Origin of the sequence: Collinsella aerofaciens (assembly GCF_015556945.1) — a bacterium.
GTDB lineage: Bacteria > Actinomycetota > Coriobacteriia > Coriobacteriales > Coriobacteriaceae > Collinsella > Collinsella aerofaciens_AO.
Map to the genome: position 1 here is coordinate 1 of NZ_JADNNH010000023.1, position 22668 is coordinate 22668.

The 22668-nt window shown below is 61.0% G+C and carries 16 protein-coding genes and 1 pseudogene; 10 read left to right on the forward strand and 7 right to left on the reverse strand.

Translation table 11 applies throughout. The features are described 5' to 3' along the window. Positions 1-51: 51 nt before the first annotated feature. From I2F59_RS07285 to I2F59_RS07310, 6 genes are all read right to left on the reverse strand, one after another. Complete coding sequence (locus I2F59_RS07285; protein ID WP_195503717.1) at positions 52-861, reverse strand: gamma-glutamyl-gamma-aminobutyrate hydrolase family protein; 810 nt, start codon at positions 859-861, stop codon at positions 52-54. Positions 862-948: 87 nt separating this feature from the next. After that, positions 949-1713, reverse strand: a complete 765-nt coding sequence (locus I2F59_RS07290) for an amino acid ABC transporter ATP-binding protein (protein ID WP_195503718.1) — start codon at positions 1711-1713, stop codon at positions 949-951. 36 nt (positions 1714-1749) lie between these two features. Then, positions 1750-2583: an amino acid ABC transporter permease gene (locus I2F59_RS07295; protein ID WP_195503719.1), complete on the reverse strand. Its 834-nt coding sequence runs from the start codon at positions 2581-2583 to the stop codon at positions 1750-1752. Next, on the reverse strand, positions 2580-3239 hold the full coding sequence (locus I2F59_RS07300) for an amino acid ABC transporter permease (RefSeq protein ID WP_006234894.1): 660 nt from the start codon (positions 3237-3239) through the stop codon (positions 2580-2582). The genes I2F59_RS07295 and I2F59_RS07300 overlap by 4 nt, the downstream gene beginning before the upstream one ends. Positions 3240-3377: 138 nt before the next feature. Continuing rightward, positions 3378-4373, reverse strand: a complete 996-nt coding sequence (locus I2F59_RS07305; protein WP_195503720.1) for a glutamate ABC transporter substrate-binding protein — start codon at positions 4371-4373, stop codon at positions 3378-3380. Positions 4374-4830: 457 nt separating this feature from the next. After that, complete coding sequence (locus I2F59_RS07310; protein WP_195503721.1) at positions 4831-6612, reverse strand: 1-deoxy-D-xylulose-5-phosphate synthase; 1782 nt, start codon at positions 6610-6612, stop codon at positions 4831-4833. Positions 6613-6840: 228 nt separating this feature from the next. On the opposite strand from I2F59_RS07310, the gene I2F59_RS07315 reads away from it, so the two are divergent. The 8 genes and pseudogenes from I2F59_RS07315 to I2F59_RS07350 all read left to right on the forward strand — a co-directional run. Continuing rightward, the gene (locus tag I2F59_RS07315; RefSeq protein WP_195503722.1) at positions 6841-7398 is read left to right on the forward strand and encodes an HD domain-containing protein; all 558 of its coding nucleotides are present in this window, start codon (positions 6841-6843) and stop codon (positions 7396-7398) included. 3 nt (positions 7399-7401) lie between these two features. Beyond that, positions 7402-8421 carry a putative ABC transporter permease gene (locus tag I2F59_RS07320; protein ID WP_271755886.1) on the forward strand — a complete coding sequence of 340 codons (1020 nt, stop codon included), beginning with the start codon at positions 7402-7404 and terminating at the stop codon, positions 8419-8421. A gap of 260 nt (positions 8422-8681) precedes the next feature. Continuing rightward, positions 8682-9539: an HAD-IIB family hydrolase gene (locus I2F59_RS07330; RefSeq protein WP_195503723.1), complete on the forward strand. Its 858-nt coding sequence runs from the start codon at positions 8682-8684 to the stop codon at positions 9537-9539. Positions 9540-9695: 156 nt separating this feature from the next. Further along, a complete protein-coding gene (locus tag I2F59_RS10010) occupies positions 9696-9821 on the forward strand; it encodes a hypothetical protein (RefSeq protein WP_022094649.1) in 126 nt (41 codons plus the stop codon). Between the two features lie 275 nt (positions 9822-10096). Continuing rightward, entirely contained in the window at positions 10097-10807 is a 711-nt protein-coding gene (locus I2F59_RS07335) for a TetR/AcrR family transcriptional regulator (protein WP_195503724.1), read from the forward strand. Positions 10808-10818: 11 nt separating this feature from the next. After that, on the forward strand, positions 10819-15600 hold the full coding sequence (locus I2F59_RS07340; RefSeq protein ID WP_195503725.1) for a 2-hydroxyacyl-CoA dehydratase: 4782 nt from the start codon (positions 10819-10821) through the stop codon (positions 15598-15600). Between the two features lie 417 nt (positions 15601-16017). Beyond that, positions 16018-16977, forward strand: a complete 960-nt coding sequence (locus I2F59_RS07345) for a 3-hydroxyacyl-CoA dehydrogenase (protein ID WP_195503726.1) — start codon at positions 16018-16020, stop codon at positions 16975-16977. A 96-nt stretch (positions 16978-17073) separates the two neighbouring features. Beyond that, positions 17074-17535, forward strand: a pseudogene (locus tag I2F59_RS07350) (aryl-sulfate sulfotransferase); the annotation flags it as partial. Between the two features lie 69 nt (positions 17536-17604). Here the strand turns inward: I2F59_RS07350 and I2F59_RS07355 are convergent. After that, on the reverse strand, positions 17605-18744 hold the full coding sequence (locus tag I2F59_RS07355; RefSeq protein WP_195503728.1) for a DUF389 domain-containing protein: 1140 nt from the start codon (positions 18742-18744) through the stop codon (positions 17605-17607). Between the two features lie 307 nt (positions 18745-19051). On the opposite strand from I2F59_RS07355, the gene I2F59_RS07360 reads away from it, so the two are divergent. Both I2F59_RS07360 and I2F59_RS07365 read left to right on the forward strand, forming a co-directional pair. Continuing rightward, positions 19052-19267, forward strand: a complete 216-nt coding sequence (locus I2F59_RS07360; RefSeq protein ID WP_195503729.1) for a hypothetical protein — start codon at positions 19052-19054, stop codon at positions 19265-19267. A 24-nt stretch (positions 19268-19291) separates the two neighbouring features. Further along, positions 19292-22507, forward strand: a complete 3216-nt coding sequence (locus I2F59_RS07365; protein WP_195503730.1) for a CAP domain-containing protein — start codon at positions 19292-19294, stop codon at positions 22505-22507. The last annotated feature ends 161 nt before the right edge of the window (positions 22508-22668 follow it).

The following is a 22668-nucleotide window of genomic DNA, read 5'->3' on the forward strand; positions in this document are numbered from 1 at the left end:
TCTGGACCATGTGGCCGGCGGGGCGCCCTTATCTGTTTTGTGGTTCGCGAGTTAACGGGCCTGCTTTACCTTGGCCGCTGCCTCGACAAACGACTTCCACAGGTTAAAGTCGGTCTCGAGCGTCTTCCACGTGTACTCAGGGTGCCATTGCACGCCTAGACAGAACGGCTGGCCTTCGACCTCGATGCACTCGGGAACGCCGTCGGTTGCCTTGGCGACCAAGCGCGTGCTTTTACCCAGACGATCGACGCAGCAGTGGTGTGCGGAGTTGGTCTGGATCAGCCTGGCGCCGCCAACCGCGCGGTCGAGCAGCGAGCCCGGCACGACCTCGACGGGGTGCACGGGATCGTTGAGCACGTGGGTGTGGCGCCACTGCGTGCGGCCCTCGCGCGCACCCAGGCTCGGCACGTCCAAGCACAGGGTGCCGCCGGTGGCGACGTTGAGCAGCTGCGTGCCGCGGCAGGTGGTAAAGAGCGGCTTTTTGGCGCGGAGCACCTCGTTAACCAGCTTAAACTCAAAACGGTCGCGAATCTCGCAGCACAGTGTGGGGTCGTAGGGGCGCTCGTCGCCCCAGCGCTTGGGGTTGACGTCCGGGCCGCCGGGAATAGCGACACCATCGGCGATTTCCACGTAATGACGGATGACCTCAATGTCCTCGGTGATGGACATCTGCAGTGGCAGGCCGCCGGCGGCAAGGATGGCATCGACAAAGACGCTTGCGATTTCCTCGTTGGGAGAGAGCGTCTCGCTTAAAAACGGCTTTGCATCTTCCCAGCGCGGCGCGACGAGGATGAGTGGGCGGTCGGCGGGGGCGACGTCGACGTGCGGGGTATAGGACGAGGAAGTACGTGTTCCGATCATAGGTGTTGCTTTCGAATCCGGGTGGACATGGCACAGGGGTGCGCGGGGCAAACGCTGGTGATGAATTTGCCCCGCGCGGCAATTGGGTTAGTGGCCCTTGATGGAGTTGAGGAAGTCCTGGGCGCGCTTGGTCTGGGGATGGTCGAAGAACTCGTCGGGCGTGCCGGTCTCCACGATCTGGCCGTCGGCCATAAAGACGACGCGATCGGCCACGCGGCGGGCAAAGTTCATCTCGTGGGTGATGACAATCATCGTCATGCCCTGCTGGGCCAGACGGACCATGACCTCGAGCACCTCGTTGATCATTTCGGGATCGAGGGCGCTTGTGGGCTCGTCAAAGAGCATAGCCTTGGGCTGCATGGCGAGTGAACGAGCGATGGCCACGCGCTGCTGCTGGCCGCCCGAAAGCTGCGCGGGCACCTTGTCGGCCTGCTCGGCCACGCCCACGCGGCTCAGCAGGTCCATGGCGCGCTCACGGGCCTCGTCCTTGGACACGCCCAGCACGTCGACCGGCCCCAGCATGACGTTCTGCAGTACGGTCATATGTGCGAACAGGTTGAACTGTTGAAACACCATGCCCAGCTCGGCACGCATGCGGGCAAGATCCTTGCCTTCCTGCGGCAGGGGATCGCCCTCGATGAGGATCTCGCCCGAGTCGATGGTTTCCAGGCGGTTGATGGTGCGGCACATGGTCGACTTGCCCGAGCCCGAGGGGCCAATCACCACGACGACCTCGCCGCGGTCGACCGACAGATTGATGTCGTTGAGGACGTGCAGATCGCCATAGTGCTTATCGACGTGTCTGAGCTCGATCAGCGGCTGATTGCCGGTGGAAGAGGTGCTCTGTGCCATGGTGCTCGGCTCCTTATGACTCGAAATGGTAAAGCGTTAGCGGATGATGGTCGCGCCGGTCTTGTGCGAAACATAGACAGCGGCCTTGTTGATCGCGACGTTGATGAGGATGTAGATGACTGCGATCACCAGGTAGACCGACACGAGGGCGTCGTAGTTGGTAATGAGCACGCGGGCGTTTTGCATGAGGTCGGGGTAGCTCACTACATAGGCGACGGTGGTGTCTTTGACTACGACCACGAGCTGCGAAATCAACGACGGAATGATAAACCGAATAGCCTGCGGCAACACGATTTTAAAGGTGATTTTGGCCTTGGAGAGACCGAGCGCCTGGGCTGCCTCGACCTGACCGCGCGGCACGGCATTGACGCCGGCGCGGAAAATCTCGGCCAGCACGCCGGCCGCAGCGAGCGCGACAGGCAACGTGAGCATCCAAAACGACGGCAGCGAGATCTTGTACTGGGGCAGCACCAAAAAGAAGAAGTAGATAAACAGCAGGCTCGGCACACCGCGGAAGAAGTCGGTAAGCACGCGGCAGACCAGCTGCAGCGGCTTAATGTCGCTGGTGCGGCCGAGCATAAGGGCTAAGCCCAGCACCAGCGCGATGGCGCCAGCGGTGAGTGCGACTTTAACGGTGCCCTCAAAGCCGGCAAGCAAGAACTTCCAGGTGGTGAGGTGCGTAAAGAAATACCAATAGTGGACCGAAAGCTGGCCGGTCACATAAAAGCGCTGCAGTACCAGGACGGCGAGTGCGGCCACGGCAACAAGCGAGATGGCGGTGCCGATGCGAATCTTGGCGCGCATCTTGGGACCGGGAGCCTCGTAGAGCGCATCGCGCATGGTAAGTGCAGGGGAGGAGTGCTTGCTCATCGGAGGATCCTCACCTTCTTATCGATATAGTTGCCAATGTGGCTCACCACAAAGGCCGTGCCCAGGTAGCCGAGCGCCGAGATAAAGAACGCGGCGACGCCGCCGAGCGAGCGCGTGTTGATATAGCTCACCACGCCGGTGAGCTCTTGCGGCTTAAGCGGCACCTGGCTGCCGAGTGCGGTAGTGAGCATGACGGCGATAAAGAGGTTGGTCATGGGCAGCACGCTCGAGCGCAGCGCCTGCGGAATCACGATCTTGGCGAGGATGCGGTTAAAGCTCATGCCGAGCGAACGTGCAGCTTCCACTTGGCCGACGCCGACGGTGTTGATGCCGCTCATAAAGTTCTCGGAACCAAAGGCCGAGCCCAAAAGGACCGTGGCGACGATAACGCAGGTGCGGTAGGGCAGAACGACCTTGAGCGGCGGCAGCGCATAGACGACGATGATGAGCAGCGCGATGCCGGGGATGTTACGGAAGACCTGGACATACAGGTCGCCAAAGACGCGCAGTGGCTTGAGCGGCGACACGCGCATCACGGTGACGGCGACGGCCAGTACCATGGCGATGGCAAACGACTCAAGCGTCATGCCCCAGGTTGCTAGCAGCGCGTCGATATAGTTCTGGCCATAGAGCGACCAGAGCTCGGAGAGACTCATGCGGACCTCCCGCCGATAAGGAAAGGGGCTCCCGTGTGTACGGAAGCCCCGACAACTCATTGAGGAAACAGTTTAGCGCAATAAAGCGCATCGTGCGTTTCCGTATGGTTTCGCAGCGGCCGTTACTAGGCTCGCTGCCTAGGCGCCGACCTCGGGCAGCTCGGGAACATTGGTGTCGCCCGTACGGTCGCCGATGCAGATCTGCCACAGCTTGGTCCAGGTGCCGTCGTCCTCGATCTTCTTAAGGAAGTCGTTGACAAAGGTGACGCCGTCGGAATCGAGCGGCAGACCGATGCCATAGGGCTCCTTGCTGCCGAAGGGCTTGCCGGCGATCTTGTACTTACCGGGCTCGCGGACCAGGGCGCTCTGCTGCATGTTGTTATCGATGACGTAGGCGTCAACACGACCTTGCTGGAGTGCCTGGCGGGCCTCCTCGTCGGTCTTGAACTCCTGCTGGCTGGCCTTGGGGGCGAACTCCTCCAGGATGGCGGGGCCGTTGGAGCCGGACTGGACGGCGACGTTCTTGTCGGCCAGGTCGTCGACGCTCTTGATGTCGTCGTTGTCGGCGAGCACCAGGATGGCCTGTTGCGTGTAGTAATAGGGACCGGCAAAGGAGACGAGCTTCTTGCGCTCGTCAGTGATGGTGTAGGTGGCAAAGACAGCGTCAACCTGGCCGTTCTGCAGGACGGACTCGCGCGTGTCCGAGGTCACCTGGGTGATCTCGACCTTGTTCTCGCCCAGAATGTAGTTGGACAGGAGCTGTGCGATACCGGCATCGAAGCCGCGGGTCTGACCGTCTTTCTCGTTGAGAAGGGAGAAGAGCGTAGAGGTCTGAACGCCACCGATTTTAAAGACGCCGGCGTCCTTAACGGCCGTGGCCCAGGTGCTGGCGGCGATGGCATCGTCATCGGCCTTGGGGCCGTTGTCGACGAGCTTGTCGAATGCCTTAGCGTCGAGCGTGGTGGAAGCCTCGGTATCATTGGAGCTCTTGGAGGAGCCGGCGGCGGAACCCTTGTCGGCCTCAGCGCTGGTGTCGGAGCAGCCGGCAAGACCAAGGCCGGCGACGGTTGCGAAGGTGGCGGCAACGAAGCCGCGGCGGTCGAGAACGACCTGCTGGGAGAGGTTCTTGCTCATGGTAGAACACCTTTCTCAATAAAATCCCTAGCGGTTGAGTAGAGTTATACCCTATCGCGCTCAAATGGGTCAACACGAAATAACTCAGAAACATACTTACCTTATGGGTAATTCTACCTACCAAAAAGGGACAGGCACCTTTGTGGTGGTTCTTGCAGATGTGGTGGCCTGTCTCGCTGCTTTGTCTCAATCTGTAACAGTTAGACGAGGAAATGGGTTCTACCTGTTACAGATCGAGATTTTCACTTCAGGGGAATTCGAATGTCTCGATCTGTAACATCTGGATGGCTAAAAGGTCTCTATCTGTTACAGATTGAGACAAAGGTCAGGGACTAAGACGTCTTGTCTAGATCTGTAACAGTTAGACAGGAATTCGGGCCCTAGATGTTACAGATTGAGATAATCGCGTCGCGAAAATAAAAACCTCCGCAGGGATGCTTCCCTTGCGGAGGTTTTCTTACTCGTTGAGTAGTCTCACGGCTTCGGCGGCCATGTTCTCGACCGCCATGCCGTTCTGAGCGAGCAGCTCGTTGGGGTCGTAGCGGTCGGGGAAGCCCTTGGCGATGCCGAAGGTGCGCGTGCGCAACGGCGTGCATGCCAGGTAACAGGCTACGCGCTCGCCCCAGCCGCCGTCCAAGATGCCGTCCTCGAGGGTGACGACAACGCGATGCTCGGCGGCAAGACTGTCGAGGAACTCGCGGTCGAGCTCGGTTGCAAAGCGCGGGTTGACGAGCGTGGCCTCGATGCCGTACTCGGCAGTCAGACGGTTTGCCACGCGCTCGCCCAGCTCAAAGAAATCGCCGAGCGCGAGTACGGCAACGTCGCGACCCTGGCGCACCACGTTGTAGCGAACGGCGCTGTAGTCGGTGTCTTCGGCGGGTGCAAGGTCGGGACGGCTCACCAGGCCAATACCAGGCACACGAATCGCCACGGGATGCTCGCGGTGGTCGAGCGACCAGCTCAGCATGGACAGATATTCCTCCATGCAGGCCGGCGCCAAGTAGTGCATGTTGGGAAGAGCGCCCAGCATGGAAATATCGAAGAACGAAAGGTGCGTCTCGGACGTGGTGCCAAAGATCGACGCACCAAACACCAAAATGGTTGCCGGCGCGTCGTTGAGACACAGGTCGTGCCACAGCTCGTCGTAGGCGCGCTGCAAAAACGTGCCGTACACACCAAAGACTGGCTTGGCGCCCGAGCGAGCAAGCGCGGTGGCAAAGGTCACGGCGTGCTCCTCGGCAATGCCCACATCGACGAACTGTTTGCCGGCGGCAGCGCGAAGCTCGGGCGTAAAACCCATGATGTAGGGCGTGGCGGCCGTGATGCCCACGACCTGCGGATCGCGCTCGATGGCGGCACTGAGCGCCTCGCCCGTAATGTCGGCATAGGTGCGCGGCGCAGGCTCGCTCGGATGGCCCGGGCAGAGCTTGCGCCCGGTCGCCATGTCAAACGGACCCACGTGGTGCCAGCGCTCGGGGTCGCTTTGGGCTGGCTCAAAGCCCTTGCCCTTGGCGGTGGAGACGTGCAGCACGATGGGATGATCGATATTGCGCAGTTCCTGCAGCGCGTCGACGAGGGCCAACACATCGTTACCGGCGTCCAGATAGCGGTAGTCGAGCCCCATCGCGCGGAAAACGTTGCGCTCACAGGTGCCGTTGCTGGCGCGCAGCTCGGCCAGATTGCGATACAGGCCACCGTGGTTTTCGGCGATGGACTGGTCGTTATCGTTGACGATGATGATCAGGTTGCTGTCGAGATCGGCGGCATTGTTGAAGCCCTCAAACGCCAAGCCGCCCGAAAGTGAGCCATCGCCAATAACGGTGATAACGTTGTACGCATCGCCCGCCAGGTCACGAGCGTGCGCCAGGCCGCAGCCCAGGCTCACCGACGTGGAGGTATGGCCTATGGCGAACAGGTCGTGCTCGGACTCGTCGGGATTGGCAAAGCCAGAGGCCTCGCCGTAGCGTGCCGGGTCGATATAAGTGTACGCGCGTCCGGTCAGCGCCTTATGGGCGTAGGTCTGGTGCGAAACGTCAAAGACAATCTTGTCGATGGGGGAGTTAAACACGCGATGAAGCGCAACCGTAAGCTCAACGACGCCCAGGTTGGGGGCAACGTGCCCGCCGACGGCGGCGGAGCTTTCGAGGATGGCGTGGCGAATCTCGTCGCAGAGCTGCGGGAGCTCGGCACGATTAAGAGCCTTGACGTCCTCGGGCGTTGTCGTTTGCGTAAGCAGCATCGTTGTGGGTTACTCCATGCGAATCGAGCGCCGGCGCTCCCTCGGCCGACACAATTGCACAAGACAGTCTCGCACATTTTGGCGTTTGATATGTGACGGCGGTGCGGTAATTCGCCAACTGGCGGGGCAAAACGTTTTGGCCGATGCCATACTGATGTGTTCCATGATGTTTTTATCGATTGTGCACAAGCCGTGGCTTGCCGCTGTGAGTCGCTGGAAGGAGGCAGCATGTCCGATGTCGTTCGTGCCGAGAACATCGCGTGCGAAGTAGACCATGCTGCCCGTCAACTGGCACAGGCGGGCCGTCTGGACCTGACGCGCGAGTTTATCCAACATGGCGACGTGACGGTCTATGCACATGTGACTTCGGTAGCGCGGGCGAGCCTGTCCTTTGCCGAGTGCTTGGGCCGTGCTGGCATTTCGGTCGACCGTGCTTCGTTGCTGCGCGGAGCCCTGCTGCACGATTACTTTCTCTATGACTGGCACGATCCCGATCCAAGCCATCGGCTGCATGGCTTTCGCCACCCGTTTTTTGCCCTGGCGCGTGCCGAGGAAGATTTTGAACTGACGTCGCGCGAGCGGAATATTATCGTGCGCCATATGTTTCCGCTGGTGCCAGTGCCGCCGACGTGTCGTGAGGCATGGATTGTGTGCCTGGCGGATAAATGGTGTGCTCTGCGCGAGACGGTCGCCTGCCGTCTACCGCGCAAAGGCGGCGCGAACGATTCGAACGAGGGCTCGAGTGACGGCTCGAGCAAAGATTCGAGCGAAAAGAGGAGAGGGTAGACGGTGGGGACCGCGATTGACATGGCGTTTGGCGGCGCGACGCTTGCCGTCTGCCCGCTTTCGGCACTGGTGCTCTCGTTTGCCTTTTACGGGTTTTGCGGCTGGGCGTGGGAGTCGACGGTCTGCGCCATGCTCAATCACGGACGATTTGCCAACAGCGGCTTTTTGCTGGGGCCGTGTTGTCCTATCTATGGTGTGGGCGGCATTGCCTGCTGGCTGCTGTTGCGCGGGATTCCGGATGCCCCGAGCCAGTTTGTCGCTGCAGCGCTCGTATGCAGCGTGATTGAGTACAGCGTAGGCGTGCTGCTGGAAAAAACAACGGGCGCTCGCTTTTGGGACTATTCGCACCTGCCGTTTAACCTGCACGGACGCATCTGTCTGTACTGGGCCTGCGCGTTTGGCTTGGGTGCGTTGTGCATTTGCCGTTTAGTGGAGCCGGCATTGCTGGGGCTGCTTGGCCATCTGCCGGTGCTGATTGTGCGGCTGTCCGCCTTTATCGTCGCGGTCGCGATGATGGTCGACGCAGTGTGCTCTTTGGCCAGCTGGCGCCGCCTGTCTGATCAGTTGGAGCGCGTCCGGGCCGACCTTGCCGACCGCATCAACGAGTCGCTTGCCGATGCGTCTGATTCCATGCTTGAACGTATTCCCGATTCGGCGATCGACTCGGTGGCGCAGACGCATATCCGCAGCCGTGCCGTTAACGCGTGGCTGGCCGAGCTGGGTGACGCCGCGCTCGATGCCCTGCGCGAGAAGGCTTCGATGCCGACGTTTATCGCGGATGGTGCTCGCGGCCTGGCACTTGCTGCCCGCCGCGTGGCCGATGCCGCGCCGAGCATGCCGCGTCCGTCGCTCAGTCGTCGCCTTGCCGGCAAGGGCATAAGCCGTCCGGTGCCGAGCGTGTCACTCAGCCGCCGCGACCTGCGCTTCTTCAATGCCTTCCCGCGCTTGCGTATCAACCGCTACGAGGGCGTCATCCGAGCTACCGACCTCCGCGACCGAGCCCGCGAGCTGTTCCGGCGCTAGCCGGGACGGGCGCGCTCGCGGCTTCCTTGCTCGCGTATTTCCCGTTGGTTTCGCGCCCGTTGCCGCGCCGTTTCCAAGATTGCGGTGCCGTTGGAGACGGCAAGATTTGGGTCGAGCCGGTCGAGGAAGTTATCCGCATCCGCACCGGCGAACACGGCCCCGCCGCGGTGTAGGACAATCTTTCGCCTAGCGGGCGCGTCTCTCTTGGGACGCGCCCGCTCTCGTCTACAATATCGTGCAGACGAAGGAGAGGCATGCCCATGATCAAGATGTTTGCGAGTGACTTAGACGGAACGCTGTTGAATGCCCTGCACGAGGCAGACGGGACCATTCGCCGTGTCATTCGCGAGCTGACCGAGGCTGGTCTGCATGTGGTTCCCGCGACCGGACGCTCGACGCTGCCGATCGGCGAGCATGGATTTACGGGCCTGGCGCTTGACGCCTGCTGCTCTAACGGCTCCATTGTGCGCGACAGTCATGGCGAGGTGCTCAAGACCTGGACCATCGACCCGCAGATCACCGAGGAGCTGCTCAAGGAGTTTCCGGACATTTGCTTTGATTGCTCCACGCCCGATGGCATGTTTTCGAGCGGATCGTTCGAGATGCACCAGGCGGGCTTTAAAAAGGACAGACCCATCAAGCGTATCGTGATGCGCGGCATGCGCGCGCGTGGCGGCTATCACGAGGAACAGTATTTCGATCAGTCGATCGGCGACATCCTGCGCCACGATGTGTGCAAGATCAACTGCCGCGTGACCTCGCCCGAGCTGGAGCGTGACCTTAAGGCGTATCTGGCCGAGCGCTCGGACCGCGTGGTCAACGCGCCGTTCGATCCGGTGATGTTTGAGATCACGGATGTGGCATGCAACAAGGGCGAGAGCGTGGCCTGGCTGGCGGGCTACTACGGCATTGCCGAGGATGAGGTCGCGGTTTACGGAGACGGCGGCAACGACATCGCCATGCTCAAACGCTTCCGCCACAGCTACGCGACCAAAAACGCAAGCGATGCTGCCAAGGCCGCCGCGAGCGCGACTATCGGCAGCTGCATGGTCCACGCCGTCCCCAAACACATGCTCGCCACCATGCGCAAGCAGAATTCCTGCACCGTAATCGAATAATGTGACAAAGGGACAGCCCCTTTGTCACAGGTGAAGCTGGTCTCTTGAAATACGAACAAACATTCGCATATCTAACTGCGCTTTGATAGAATTGATACTGTTGGCGGCAGTTCCATGTGCCGGGCAGCGCCCTCCATCTGATGGGAGGTGATGCCCATGACCGATTTGATTGATTTCGTGAGACTTCTGACCGCTTTGGTCTCGTTCTTCACGGCACTTGTCGGCCTTTCCGAGGCACTCAAGCAGCGTTCGAAGCGCAACAGAAGGGGTCGCCGCCGCTAAGGCGTTGACCCCCTAATGCAAACAACGGCGCTGCCCAGCTTTCCAGAACTTGGGCTGCCGTCGACACTATTCTACCCACGAATGACATTTTGAACAATCGGCAATGCCGCTTCAAAAGCCAGGCACAACTGGCACAACCTAGGCGGTCGCTGAATGTGACAAAGGGACAGCCCCTTTGTCACATCCAAAATATTGCCTTTACGTGTTGATACACACGGTGTGCAATAATACTCGCACTGTGCAATAGCGCGCAGACTGAGTAACAAGGAGGACGCTTGTCCCAGCTCGAGAAATGTGATCGCCGGTCCCTTCGCTCGCAGCGTGCCCTACGCCAAGCACTTGCCAGCGAGCTTGCCGAAAGCGGCGACCTTTCGCACATTAATGTCGCGTCGCTCACCGAGCGCGCTGGCCTTACGCGCCGCACGTTCTATTCGCACTACCGCGATATTCCCGACTTTATCAATCAAATCGAGGACGGCTTGCTGGCCGAGATCCGCGAGCGCATTGAGCTCATCACCGCAGCTCAGTTGCCCGATCTCTATCACAACATCGATGAGCTCGAGCCGGCGCCCGGTTCGGTTGAGTTGCTGCGCTACCTTGCGGCCAACCGCGATTTAATCGGATCGCTGCTGGGCCCGGGCGGCGACCAGGCTTTCATTAAGAAGATTATCGACACCGCGCGTGAGGCCGTGGTGCCTCGTGCACAGACGGGCATTTTGGGCCTGGCGCTGGGCACGTTCTTTGACTACTACGTTACCTACGTCGTGAGCGCCGAGGTCGGCATGATTCAGCGCTGGTTTGAGCACGGCCTCACCGAATCGCCCGAGACCATGGCGCGCATTATGACGGTTATCGCCTTTGTGCGCCCCGGCGACCTGTATGGCCAACCCATCGATATCAACGTGCCGGAATACGGCATGAAGCTATTGAATCTGCAGCTCGAGGACGCGGTCGACACCACCGCAACCGTCGAGTCCAACAACTAAGAGGAGAGACAATGAGCAAACTCGTCGAGGGCATCAAGGACCGCATGGTCGCTGCCGCACGCGAGGCCGCGCCCGCCGTGGTGGACGCCGCGCAGAAGGCCGCGACCGCGGCTGCCGAGAAAGTTGCCGAGGCAGTTGCCGATGCCAAGAACGTGGCAGGGGAGACTTCCGTCGTCAGCGAGCCCGCCACCGCCGCTGAGCCCGTAGCCGCCGCCCAGGCCCCCGAAGGCGCGATCTTCAACCCCGAGGCCGCCCGCGGCAACCTGCACCTGGGCATCGACGTGGGCTCCACCACCGTTAAGCTCGCCGTGCTCAACGACGACAACCAGATCGTCTACGCCAAGTACCAGCGCCACCACACCGACGTCCGCGCTTGTGCCCGCGACCTGTTCGAGGGCGCTGCGACCGTGCTGCCGACGGCCCAGATGACCTGCGCCATTACCGGCTCGGGCGGCCTGCTGCTGTCCCAGTGGCTCGACCTGGAGTTTGTCCAGGAGGTCATCGCCAGCAAGCGTGCCGTCGAGACCCTCATCCCGGCCACCGACGTCGCCATCGAGCTGGGCGGCGAGGACGCCAAGATCATCTACTTCGACAACGGCATCGAGCAGCGCATGAACGGCACCTGCGCCGGCGGCACGGGCGCGTTCATCGACCAGATGGCCACTCTGCTGCACACCGATGCCAGTGGCCTCAACGAGCTCGCGGCCAACGCCACCACCATCTATCCTATCGCCAGCCGCTGCGGCGTCTTTGCCAAGACCGACGTCCAGCCGCTGCTCAACGAGGGCGCCCGCCCCGAGGACGTGGCTGCCTCCATCTTCCAGGCTGTCGTGACCCAGACCATCTCGGGCCTGGCGTGCGGCCGTCCCATCCGCGGCAACGTCGCCTTCCTGGGCGGCCCGCTGCAGTATCTCTCCGAGCTGCGCCACCGCTTCTACCTCACGCTCAACCTAGACGAGGAACACCGTATCGTGCCCCAAAACGCCCACCTGTTTGTGGCGAGCGGCGCCGCCATGGCGCACGAGTCCAATAAGCTCAGCACGTTCCCGCAGCTCATCGAGGCCATCGATGCCCTGGGTGACACACAAGGTGCCGAGGTCGAGCGTCTGGATCCGCTCTTTGCCAACGACGAGGACTTTGCCGAGTTCAAGACCCGCCACGACCAGGAAGTCGTCCCCAAGGGCAAGCTCGACGGCTACACCGGCCGCGTGTTCATCGGCATCGACGCCGGCTCCACCACCATGAAGGCCGCGCTCGTGGGCGAGGACGGTCAGCTGCTGCACACCTGGTATGGCAACAACAACGGCGACATCCTGGGCACGGCCAAGGTCATCATGGCCGATTTCTACAACCACATCCCCGCCGGTTGCACCATCGGCCACGTGACTACCACGGGCTACGGCGAGGCGCTGCTCATCGAGGCCCTCAAGGCCGACTCCGGCGAGATCGAGACCGTCGCGCACCTGCGCGGCGCCAAGGCATTCCTGCCCGGCGTCGAGTTCATTCTGGACATTGGCGGCCAGGACATGAAGTGCCTGCGCGTGAAGGACGGCGTTATCGAGCACATCATGCTCAACGAGGCCTGCTCGTCGGGCTGCGGCAGCTTTATCGAGAGTTTTGCCGTGTCTATGAACATGGACGTGCGTGCGTTTGCCGATGCCGCCATCCATGCCAAGGCCCCCGTCGACCTGGGCAGCCGCTGCACGGTCTTTATGAACTCGCGCGTCAAGCAGGCGCAAAAGGAAGGCGCCACGGTGGGCGACATCGCGGCCGGCCTGTCCTATTCCGTCATCAAGAATGCCCTGTTCAAGGTCATTAAGCTGCGCGACCCCAAGGAGATCGGCAGCCAGGTGATCGTCCAAGGCGGCACCTTTATGTCCGATGCCACGCTGCGCGCGTTTGAGCAGCTCACCGGCGTTCATGCCGTGCGTCCCGACATCGCCGGCTGCATGGGCGCCTACGGCGCGGCCCTGCTCGCCCGCGATCGCGCTGGCGCCGACGGCACCTCGACCATCCTCTCGGCTGAGGACATCGCGCACCTCACCGTGACGCAAAAGCATGTCCGCTGCGGCCGTTGCTCCAACAACTGCCAGCTTACCGTCAACGACTTTGGCGGTGGCAGGCGCTTCATTACCGGCAACCGCTGCGAGAAGGGCGCCGGCCACAAAAAGCAGAAGACCGAGGCCCCCAACCTCTTCAAAAAGAAAAACGAGCTGCTCTTTAACCGCGAGGTCCTGAGCCCCGACGAGGCCCCGCGCGGCACCGTCGGCATCCCGCGCGCGCTCAACATGTACGAGAACTACCCCTTCTGGCACGCGTTCTTTACGCGCCTGGGCTTTAGCGTGCAGCTGTCCGACCAGTCGAGCAAGAAGACCTACCAGGCGGGCATCGAGTCCATGCCGTCCGAGAGCGTGTGCTACCCGGCAAAGATGAGCCACGGCCACGTGATGAACCTTATCGACCGTGACGTCGACTTCATCTGGATGCCGTGCGTGCGTTGGGAGCGCAAGGAGGATCCGACGGCTGGCAACTGCTATAACTGCCCCATCGTCATGAGCTACCCCACGGCGCTGGCGCTCAATATTGACGAGATCCGCGAGCAGAACATCGAGTTCCTGTATCCGTTTGTGCCGTATCACGACAAGACCGAGCTCAAGCGCCGCCTGTACCAGGTGCTCGCCGTCGACCGTGTGGCCGATGCTGAGGCCGGTCGCGGTCGCGTGCGCGGTCCTAAAATCACGCGCTCCGAGGTTGATGCCGCCGTCAACGCTGCTTTTGAGGCCGACGCGCGCTTCCACGAGGATATCCAGACCATGGGCGAGGAGGCTCTCAAGTGGGTCGAGGACCACGGCGGCCACGGCATTGTGCTCGCCGGCCGTCCCTACCATAACGATCCCGAGATCAACCATGCTCTGCCCGAGCTTATCTCGAGCTTTGGCTTTGCGGTCTTTACCGAGGATTCGCTTGCACACCTGGTAAAGCCCGAGCGTCCGATTCGCGTCGTCGACCAGTGGATGTACCACAGCCGCCTGTACGCCGTCGCCCGTTTTGTGACGATGCGCAACGACCTGGACCTGATCCAGCTCAACTCTTTCGGCTGTGGCCTGGACGCTCTGACCACCGACCAGGTGCAGGAGATTCTGGAGGCCAGCGGCAAGATCTACACCGTACTCAAGATCGACGAGGTGTCAAACCTGGGCGCCGCGCGCATCCGCATCCGTTCGCTCATGGCCGCGCTTAAGGACCAGGAGGCCGAGCGCTTGGCCGAGGCCACGACAGCGGGCGAGGCCTACGAGCAGGGTGACGCCGCGCCGGTGGCGCCCTCCACGGATGCCCCCGCGTTCGCGAGCCGCAAGTACACGTTCGAAGCGCAGCGTGAGAGCGCATCGACCGCGTGGCCCAAGGTGCCCTTTACCGAGCAGATGCGCGAGGAGGGCTACACCATCCTGTGCCCGCAGATGGCGCCGATCCACTTTGACCTGGTCAAAGAGGTGTTCCGCGGTGCTGGCTATAACTTGGAGCTGCTGCCCTCGACCGATCACGACGCCGTCGAGGCCGGCCTGCGCTATGTGAACAACGACATCTGCTACCCGTCGATTCTGGTGACGGGCCAGATTATGGAGGCCATCGAGAGCGGTCGATACGACCTGTCCAAGACAGCTGTGGTTATCAGCCAGACCGGCGGCGGCTGCCGTGCCACCAACTACATCGCGCTCATCCGCAAGGCACTGCGCGAGAGCGGCCACCCCGAGATTCCGGTGATCTCGCTTTCGGCCGTGGCGCTCGGCGAGGACAACCCCGGCTTTAAGGTTACGCCGGCGCTGCTTAAGCAGGCCGTGTACGCGGTGCTCTTTGGCGACGTGATGATGCAGATGCTCTACCGCTGCCGCCCGTACGAGGCCACGCCCGGTGCCGCCAACGCGCTCTACGAGGAGTACATGGCGCGCGCCCGCAAGCTAGCGCCTAAGTTCAACCGCCACAACTACACCAAGCTGTGCCGCGAGGCCATCCGCGCGTTCGACACCATGCCGCTCGTGGGCGAGGGTACCAAGCCGCGCGTGGGCGTGGTCGGCGAGATCCTGGTCAAGTTCCATCCCACAGCCAACAACCACGTGGTCGATGTCATCGAGCGCGAGGGCTGCGAGGCCGTGGTGCCGGGTCTGCTCGACTTTTTCCTGTACTCCATGAGCAACGCCGAGCTGCAGAAGGACGAGTTGGGAAGCTCCGCTACCACGCGCGCTGGTATGCAGGCGCTCATCAAGCTCGTGGACTGGATGCGCACGCCGGTGGAGGAGATGCTCGAGAAGTCCCGCCGCTTCGAGGCGCCCGAGCGCATCGGCACCATGGCCGACAAGGCCCGCACGGTGCTTTCGGTGTGCAACAACATGGGCGAGGGCTGGCTGCTCACGGCCGAGATGCTCGACCTGATCGATCATGGCGCACCCAATATCATCTGCACGCAGCCCTTCGCGTGCCTGCCCAATCACGTGGTGGGCAAGGCCGTGATTAAGGAGCTGCGCCGCCAGCATCCCGAGAGCAACATCGTTGCGGTGGACTATGATCCTGGTGCGTCCGAGGTCAACCAGCTCAACCGTATTAAGCTCATGATCAGCGTGGCCAAGGAAAACATGCGCGCCGGCAAGGGCTTTAAGCTTGAGAAGGTGGCGCCGCTCGCGATGGACGAGGTCACCGGCCAGATGCGTGCCCACGACGGCTGCGTGAGCTGCGGTTCGGTCGATGAGAGCGCTGTGGCGTCGGTCGCTGAGCGCCTGGGACGCGGCATTAAGAAGTAGCTGGCCTGCTATGGGCTGGATATGAGACAAACGGGTGGTGGCCGTACCGGCTACCACCCGTTTTGCTTGGACATATGTTGCGTAAACGCCCCGACTATCACCCTTTGCGAACTCAGATTTCGGAAGTATGCGGCAAAATCTGAATAGACCGAGCACACCGAATATGTCCAAGCCCTGTACCTGCGGTTTTATTGGCGGAAAATCGGGGGGTGCTCAAGGGTTCCGGAATTTGCCGCATACTTCCGCAAACGACGTCTCGGTGGCACAAAAAATCGCCCTCGGAACCCTGAGATAATGAACAGATGTAGCCGTTCGCCGCAAATTACCGTCCGTTTATAGAACCCACCCCCAGTGTGCAGCCCTCTTACGGTTGAATAAATACACATCTATGGAATTACGTAAGAGAGGACTGTTCCTATGAGCTACAAGACCGTTTGCGTTGCCGGCGGCGGCGTGCTGGGAAGCCAGATTGCCTTTCAGGCTGCCTACTGCGGCTTTGATGTAACGATTTGGCTGCGCAGCGAGGGCAGCATCGGCCGCACCCAGCCCAAGATCGATCATGTGCGCGAGGAGTACATCGCGGCAATCGAGGGTATGGCGGACGGCACGGGCGAGTGGTGCTCCGGTATCGCCGATAGCGGCCAGCCCTTCGACAAGGAGGCGGCACTCGCCGCCGTTGAGCGCGCCTACTCCACACTCAAGCTGGAGCTCGATCTTGCCAAGGCAGTGGCCGACGCCGATTTGGTCATCGAGTCTATGGCTGAGGATACCCAGGCAAAGATTGACTTCTACAAGAAGCTCGCCCCGGTCCTTCCGCAAAAGACCGTCGTCGTGACCAACTCCTCCACGTTACTGCCGAGTACCTTTGCCAAGTACACTGGCCGCCCCGAGAAGTACCTGTCGCTGCACTTTGCCAACTCTATCTGGAAGAACAACATGACCGAGGTCATGGCACAGGACCAGACCGACAAGCGCTACTTCGATGAACTCGTCGACTTTGCCAACGACATCCGTATGCTGGCGTTGCCCGTCAACAAGGAAAAGAACGGTTATCTGCTCAACTCCATGTTGGTACCGTGGCTGCTTTCGGGCCTTGATCTGTACGTCTCGGGCGTGAGCGATCCCAAGAGCATCGACCTCGCGTGGACGCGTGGCACCGGCGCTCCCAAGGGCCCGTTCCGCGTATTCGACACGGTGGGTATCCAGACGGCCTACAACATCGTCATGCAGTATCAGAAGGTGCCGGGCCTGGTGAGCCCGCTGCTCAAGAAGATGATGATGCCCTACAACTTTAAGGCCATGGCCTCCGTCCTCAAGAAAATGCTCGACGAAGGCAAGCTGGGCGAAAGCTCGGGCGAGGGCTTCTTCAAGTACTAAGAACGATCCCTCGGGGTCGGAGGAAAACGGATCATTTTCGGCCGCCAGCAGTGAGAAGATGGACCCAGAAATAGAAAGGAGTGGCAATGGGCTGGCTCGGGCTTTGAAGACAAGTTATTGCAGGCCCAGGGCGATTTCTCGCTCAATGCAGGCCAGCACAGCGTGACGTATCTGCCGAGTTCTGACACGGCAGCGACTGGTCGCTACCAAGTGCTGTTATACGACAACAACTTTGGTGCGGCCGAGAGCTACCCCAAGTTCGATTGGGGCCAGCTGGGCGCCGCGGTGGTGACCGACTACAGTAAGGGAACGCATTCGTTTGGGCGCGTCTTTACGGTGGACGAGACCGCGCGTGCCTACGAGCTTGTGGGCCAGATCGCAGTGCCGTTCTCGGGCTACGTGAGCAGCGCACAGCGCGTCGGCGATTCGAATAGTATGCTCGTGGCATCGGGCCAGGCCAAGACCTTTGCCGAGTACGATCGCTATGGACTGCCCATCGCCACCTACGAGATGGAAGCCGAAAAGTACATCTACCGCGTGTACAAGTACGAGCTGTAGCGCTGCGCTTGGCTGCGTCTGTGCCCCGTGGCTGCGCGCGCTCGCGCCGGGCCCGCCTCGCGTCCCGCATCACTTCACATCGAACTCAACGCGATCGAGCTCGGGCACATTGAGGTCGATGAGCTTGCGGGCGACGTGGCGGTCGTGTGCCCCAAGCGCCTCGCCTGTCGTCACATGGGCGACAATCTCACGCTCGACGACGCCCTCCTCCTCGCCTTCGGTAGCCGAGGTCTCGACGGCGACGGTGTAATCCTTAAAGCCCGGCAGCACCGCGGCAAGTTCGCGCGTAGTTTCGGTGACACCGTAGCCGTCCTGCACGCCGGTCTGCGCCGAGCCAATAGACCCCGCCGTCATAACGATGCAGGGGATGGCAAAGACTACCGTACCCACAATGATGCGGCGGCGCACCTTGCGCGATAGCTCGTCGACCTCGGCATCTTCTTCGGCGGTTACAATGCCGTCGCCGTTGAGGTCGCGCTTGAGCGGCACTCGCAAGATAAGTAATACGGCTTCGGCCGCGAGTGCGATAAAGACCACGTTGATGCCAAACTCGTAAAGCGCCGAGAGAAACAGCGACCCGCTTGCGATGGCGATGCCATAGCCCGCCGCACACAGAGGCGGCATGAGCGCGGTCGCCACGGCCACGCCGGCGATGAGCGTGGCGGGTTCCTGGTCGCGCGAGTTGCCCAGCCCGCCTGCAAAGCCGCCTGCGAGTGCGACGGTAAGGTCCCAGACGGTGGGTGTCGAGTTGTCGATGATGGCGGCCGTGGTGGTGCCAAGGGGCGAGAGCTTAAAGTACAGCGTGGACGTGACCAGGCAAAAGGCCATCTGCAGCGCAAGGCTGGCGACGGCTTCGACGGTAATCTCGCGGTCGAGCGTGGCAATACCGTATGCCATGGCAAGGACCGAGCCCATGAGCGGGCAGATGAGCATGGCGCCCACGATGGCAATGTCCGAGTCGATATCGAGGCCGATGCTCGCGATAAGCATGGCAATAATCAGGATGCATAGGTGGGAGCCAGTCAGACGCGCCCCGTTTACAAAACGCTTGCGAATTACGTGGTAGGGCGCGCGACCCTCGCGAATGTTGAATGCGCGCTTGAGGAAGCGGGTGATGTTTTCCATGGCTTCGCTATGAGCGGGGCGGATGCCGTGACGCCGATGATGACGCTCGCGCAGTCGCTTGATCTGTTGTTTGTCGAGTTCCATGTCCACCTCGTTCCAGCGCGGTCCGCGCAACGCGCCCGTTGTCTTAACTCTACACCGTGGCGGGCGGGGTGTCTGTTGGATGCGGAATCCGATAGGGCGGATGACGCGGGAGCAAATGCAAATCACAGGCTCAATTCGATCCCGCAAGAATATGATGCACCAGCTCCTACATATGTGACGAAATTGTGAAGCACGAGAGCGCGAATTTCAAAAAATCCGCTGGTGACCAATGTTGCGCAACAGAATTCAAAAATCAGCTCCTACATTTTGAGGCGTATGGATACATCCGTGTCAAAGGGAGAAAGCCATGGCAAACTATATCCCACAGCACTTTGAGCCTCGGGCCAAGGCCGTCAACGTCAAGGGCGTTGCCAACCGCGCTGTCGCAACCGTTTTGACGGCGGGCCTCATCGCTCAGCCGCTCATGTCGCCGCTGGCGGCAATCGCCGCACCGACGGCAGATAACGGTGACGCCACGAAGGGCGACAGCGCTATCGAGAACACCGTTGCCACCGGTAACTAGGCGGTCGTAAAGACGGCTGCCCAGTTGGCCGAGGAGTCGGCAAAGCAGCTCAAGGACGCTCAGGCCGCCTACGATGCCGCCCAGAAGAAAGCCGACGCGGCGGGCCAGTCTCAAAAGCAGGCGCAGCAGCAAAAGAATCAGGCCTCGCAGGCCGTGACCGATAACGCCGCCGAGCAGAACGAGGCCGAGGCAGCCGCGCTTCAGGAGAAGATCGACGAGCTTAAGGCGGCTGTTGACAAGGCCGAGCAGCAGCAGAAGAAGCTGGGCGACCTGAACGATCAGCTCGATCAGGCCAACAAGAGTGTCGAGGATAAGACCCAGGCGCTCAAGGACGCCAAGGCAAAGCAGGATGAGGCCAAGAAGGCCCTCGACGATGCGCAGGCCAAGCTCGAGGCCATGGGTATGGACGAGTACGAGGCCGCCAAGAAGGCCGTCGAGGACGCGCAGGCCAAGCTCAATGCGGCGAATGCCGATGTGAAGACGGCCGAGGGTGAGCTCGATGCCGCTAAGACCGCCGCCGACAATGCTGTGCAGGCAAAGAGTGATGCCGAGTCTGCTCTGACGACTGCCCGGGCCAAGAAGCAGGAGACCGCCAATGCCCTTGCCGCTGCGACCACCGCGTGCGGCAACGCCCAGGATAAGCTGAACGACGCCCAGAAAGCGCTCGATGCCGCCATCTCGGGCACGGGCATCGATCTAAAAGCGCTTGAGGCCGCCAAGAAAGCTGCTGCCGGTGAGCTCAAGGGCGCGCAGACCGAGCTTGATGCCGCGAAGGCTGCCGACGCCACCGCACAAACGAACCTCCAGGCCGCACAGACTGATGCCAGTGCCGCGCAGGAAAAGGTCAACGCCGCCAACGCTGCCGTTTCGTCAGCGCAGACTGCATACGACGAAGCCAACGGCAAACTCGGTGATTTGACCAGCAAATACAACACCGCCAAGGCTGCTTACGAGCAAGCTCAGCAGACCGAGGCCGACAAGAAGACAGAGTACGACCGTCTGGCAGAGGTCGCAAAGCAGAAGAAAAGCGCTCTTGAAAATGCTACCAGCGACTACAACAAAGCGAATGATGAATACAACACGGCCAGCGCAAACGTCAAAGCTCTTGAGCAGCAAATTTCTGAGCTAAAAGCAAACATGACGGTGGATACGGATGCTGTCAAGGCTGGCCTGCTTGGCTTTATGAATCACATCGCAAGTAGTACGTCGTTTACTGCTGCTCAGCGTGCCAACGCGAGCGATGCGGCGAAGTTACTTGATGGGTCTGCTAGCAAGGCGGCATGGTATGACGACTATGTCAACTTGGATGCATCTGACGCTGACAATGCTTTTTCGCTCGTGAATCTGCAGAATACCTTGACCTACATGAATGCCGTCAATGGAATTCGTCGCGCAAATGGCTTGAGTGACATGAAGGTCAGCATTGTCTCTATGGCGCAGTCGGCGCTCGATGTTTGCTATTCGTCGAATGTTTGGGATCACGCGGGGAACAGCGGCGAGGGCTTTTATATGTCCTATAACGAAAACCTTGCCGGACGTGCTGGCGCCTACAAGGGGTCAGATAATCCTAAAGATTGGGAAATATCCTTCGATAACGGCGACAAGTACGGCGATGATTGGCCGTTTATCGGTTGGTATACTGCGGAAAAGCGCGACTATGACAGGGGTGACTATAGCAACACCGGCCACTATGAGAACTTTATTGATTCAGGTGCTAATTCCTTTGGGTTCGCCGTCGGCTACGGTAAGGATGGCAACCGCTCAACGCCCGAGGATGACGGTGCACCCAGTCCTGTTTCAATTTATCAGGGAAACTGGGCCGAAGGCGATTTTACGGTTGACGAGTTCAAGAACCTGGTAAACACGTACGTAGACTCCGTTTATCATGCCGGTGGTACCGCCGCGCAGAAGGCGCAGCTGGCGCAGCTGCAAGATCAACTTGCGGCAGCACGGAAGGCGCGCGATGTGAAAAACGATGCGCTTGGCTCTGCGGAGTCATCCCTCGATGCTGCCAAGAGTGCCGCGAATGAAGCGAACGGTAACGTTGCTGCTGCCAAGAGCGACTATGAAGCTGCGCAAGAGGCCACCGCTATCGCGAAGGCGGCATATGGCGCTGCCGATGTCAATTTGAAGAATGTTGACATCGAAACTCCTAGGGCAAATCTCAACGCCGCCAAGGACGAGGCGACCGTCGCGCAGGCCGCGCTTGACGACGCTAACTCCAAGCTCACCGAATGCCAGACGAACGCCTCCAAGGCTTCCGCCCGCAAGGCGAAGGCACAGGGCGATTACGATACCGCCAAGACAAAGTCCGATAAGGCCAACGAGGCGTATGACAATGCCACGGCTTCGGTCAAGGACCTTGCCGCCAAGCGCGATGCCGCCCAGGCGGACCTTGCGAATAAGCAGGGCTCGCTTGACGATGCCAAGAAGGCCGACGATGCCGCCCAGACTGGTGTAGACAAGGCCCAGGCCGCAGATGTCCAGGCTGCGACTGCTCTTTTGGACGCCAAGCAGGCGGTTGCCGCCAAGGCGCAGGCCCTGTCCGACGCACAGGAGAAGGCCAAGGCCGCCGAGGGCGAGCTTGCCACCGCAAACAAGGCCTTCGAGCGCTTCGCCGGCGCCCAGAAGGCGGTCGACGACGCCAAGGCCGCCTATGACGCCGCCGTCGCCGGTGTCGCCGATGCCCAGAAGCAGCTCGAGGCCGCCAACGAAGCCGTCGTCGATGCGACCTTCGAGATCGTCGAGGCCAAGGCCGAGCTTGCCAACGACGAGGCGCTCAAGGCCGATCTTGAGGCTGTCGACCACAAGGCATCCCTTGCCGCGGGCACGACGGGCAACGAGAAGCTGGTCAAGCTGAACGCTGCCTACGCTCGCTATAAGGCCGCCGTCGATGCCGCCGCTGGCCTCAAGGCTGCTCTGAGCGATGCCGATGCCAAGCTGTCCGATGCCAACGACGCCTATGCCGCCGCGCTTGCCGAGCTCGGAGATGCCAAGGATGCCCTGGCTGCCGCTCAGGCCGAGTACGACAAGTATCATCCCAAGGCTGAGCCGCAGGCCAAGCCTCAGGTTGCGCAGGCTGCTGCAAAGGCCCCCGTTGCCAAGAAACAGGCTGCGCCTGCCGCGCTCGCCCAGACTGGCGACAATTCCGCGCTTGCGGGCGAGGTGTTCGTCATCGGCGGTGTGACGCTCGTGGCAGCGGGCGTGACGCTGGGCGATCGTCGTCGCAAGCAGATGTAGCGTTTCGAGCGTAGATTCTGCAACGAACTTCGGTTCAGAGCAGGAACGCTTCGATAGCTTAACCGATAAGGCCGGCGCGCTGTTAAACGCAGCGCGCTGGCCTTTCTTTGTTTCGATATCAAAAGCCCGGGCGGTAGCCGCGAAAGCTACCGACCGGGCAA

What these genes read in the sequence shown, in the direction of transcription:
- I2F59_RS07295 (WP_195503719.1), bottom strand. Translation starts at nt 2,583, where the DNA reads ATGAGCAAGCACTCCTCCCCTGCACTTACCATGCGCGATGCGCTCTAC.
- I2F59_RS07310 (WP_195503721.1), bottom strand. Translation starts at nt 6,612, where the DNA reads ATGCTGCTTACGCAAACGACAACGCCCGAGGACGTCAAGGCTCTTAAT.
- I2F59_RS07360 (WP_195503729.1), top strand. Translation starts at nt 19,052, where the DNA reads ATGGCAAACTATATCCCACAGCACTTTGAGCCTCGGGCCAAGGCCGTC.
- I2F59_RS07355 (WP_195503728.1), bottom strand. Translation starts at nt 18,744, where the DNA reads ATGGAACTCGACAAACAACAGATCAAGCGACTGCGCGAGCGTCATCAT.
- I2F59_RS07340 (WP_195503725.1), top strand. Translation starts at nt 10,819, where the DNA reads ATGAGCAAACTCGTCGAGGGCATCAAGGACCGCATGGTCGCTGCCGCA.
- I2F59_RS07330 (WP_195503723.1), top strand. Translation starts at nt 8,682, where the DNA reads ATGATCAAGATGTTTGCGAGTGACTTAGACGGAACGCTGTTGAATGCC.
- I2F59_RS07345 (WP_195503726.1), top strand. Translation starts at nt 16,018, where the DNA reads ATGAGCTACAAGACCGTTTGCGTTGCCGGCGGCGGCGTGCTGGGAAGC.
- I2F59_RS07290 (WP_195503718.1), bottom strand. Translation starts at nt 1,713, where the DNA reads ATGGCACAGAGCACCTCTTCCACCGGCAATCAGCCGCTGATCGAGCTC.
- I2F59_RS07305 (WP_195503720.1), bottom strand. Translation starts at nt 4,373, where the DNA reads ATGAGCAAGAACCTCTCCCAGCAGGTCGTTCTCGACCGCCGCGGCTTC.
- I2F59_RS07315 (WP_195503722.1), top strand. Translation starts at nt 6,841, where the DNA reads ATGTCCGATGTCGTTCGTGCCGAGAACATCGCGTGCGAAGTAGACCAT.
- I2F59_RS07285 (WP_195503717.1), bottom strand. Translation starts at nt 861, where the DNA reads ATGATCGGAACACGTACTTCCTCGTCCTATACCCCGCACGTCGACGTC.
- I2F59_RS10010 (WP_022094649.1), top strand. Translation starts at nt 9,696, where the DNA reads ATGACCGATTTGATTGATTTCGTGAGACTTCTGACCGCTTTGGTCTCG.
- I2F59_RS07300 (WP_006234894.1), bottom strand. Translation starts at nt 3,239, where the DNA reads ATGAGTCTCTCCGAGCTCTGGTCGCTCTATGGCCAGAACTATATCGAC.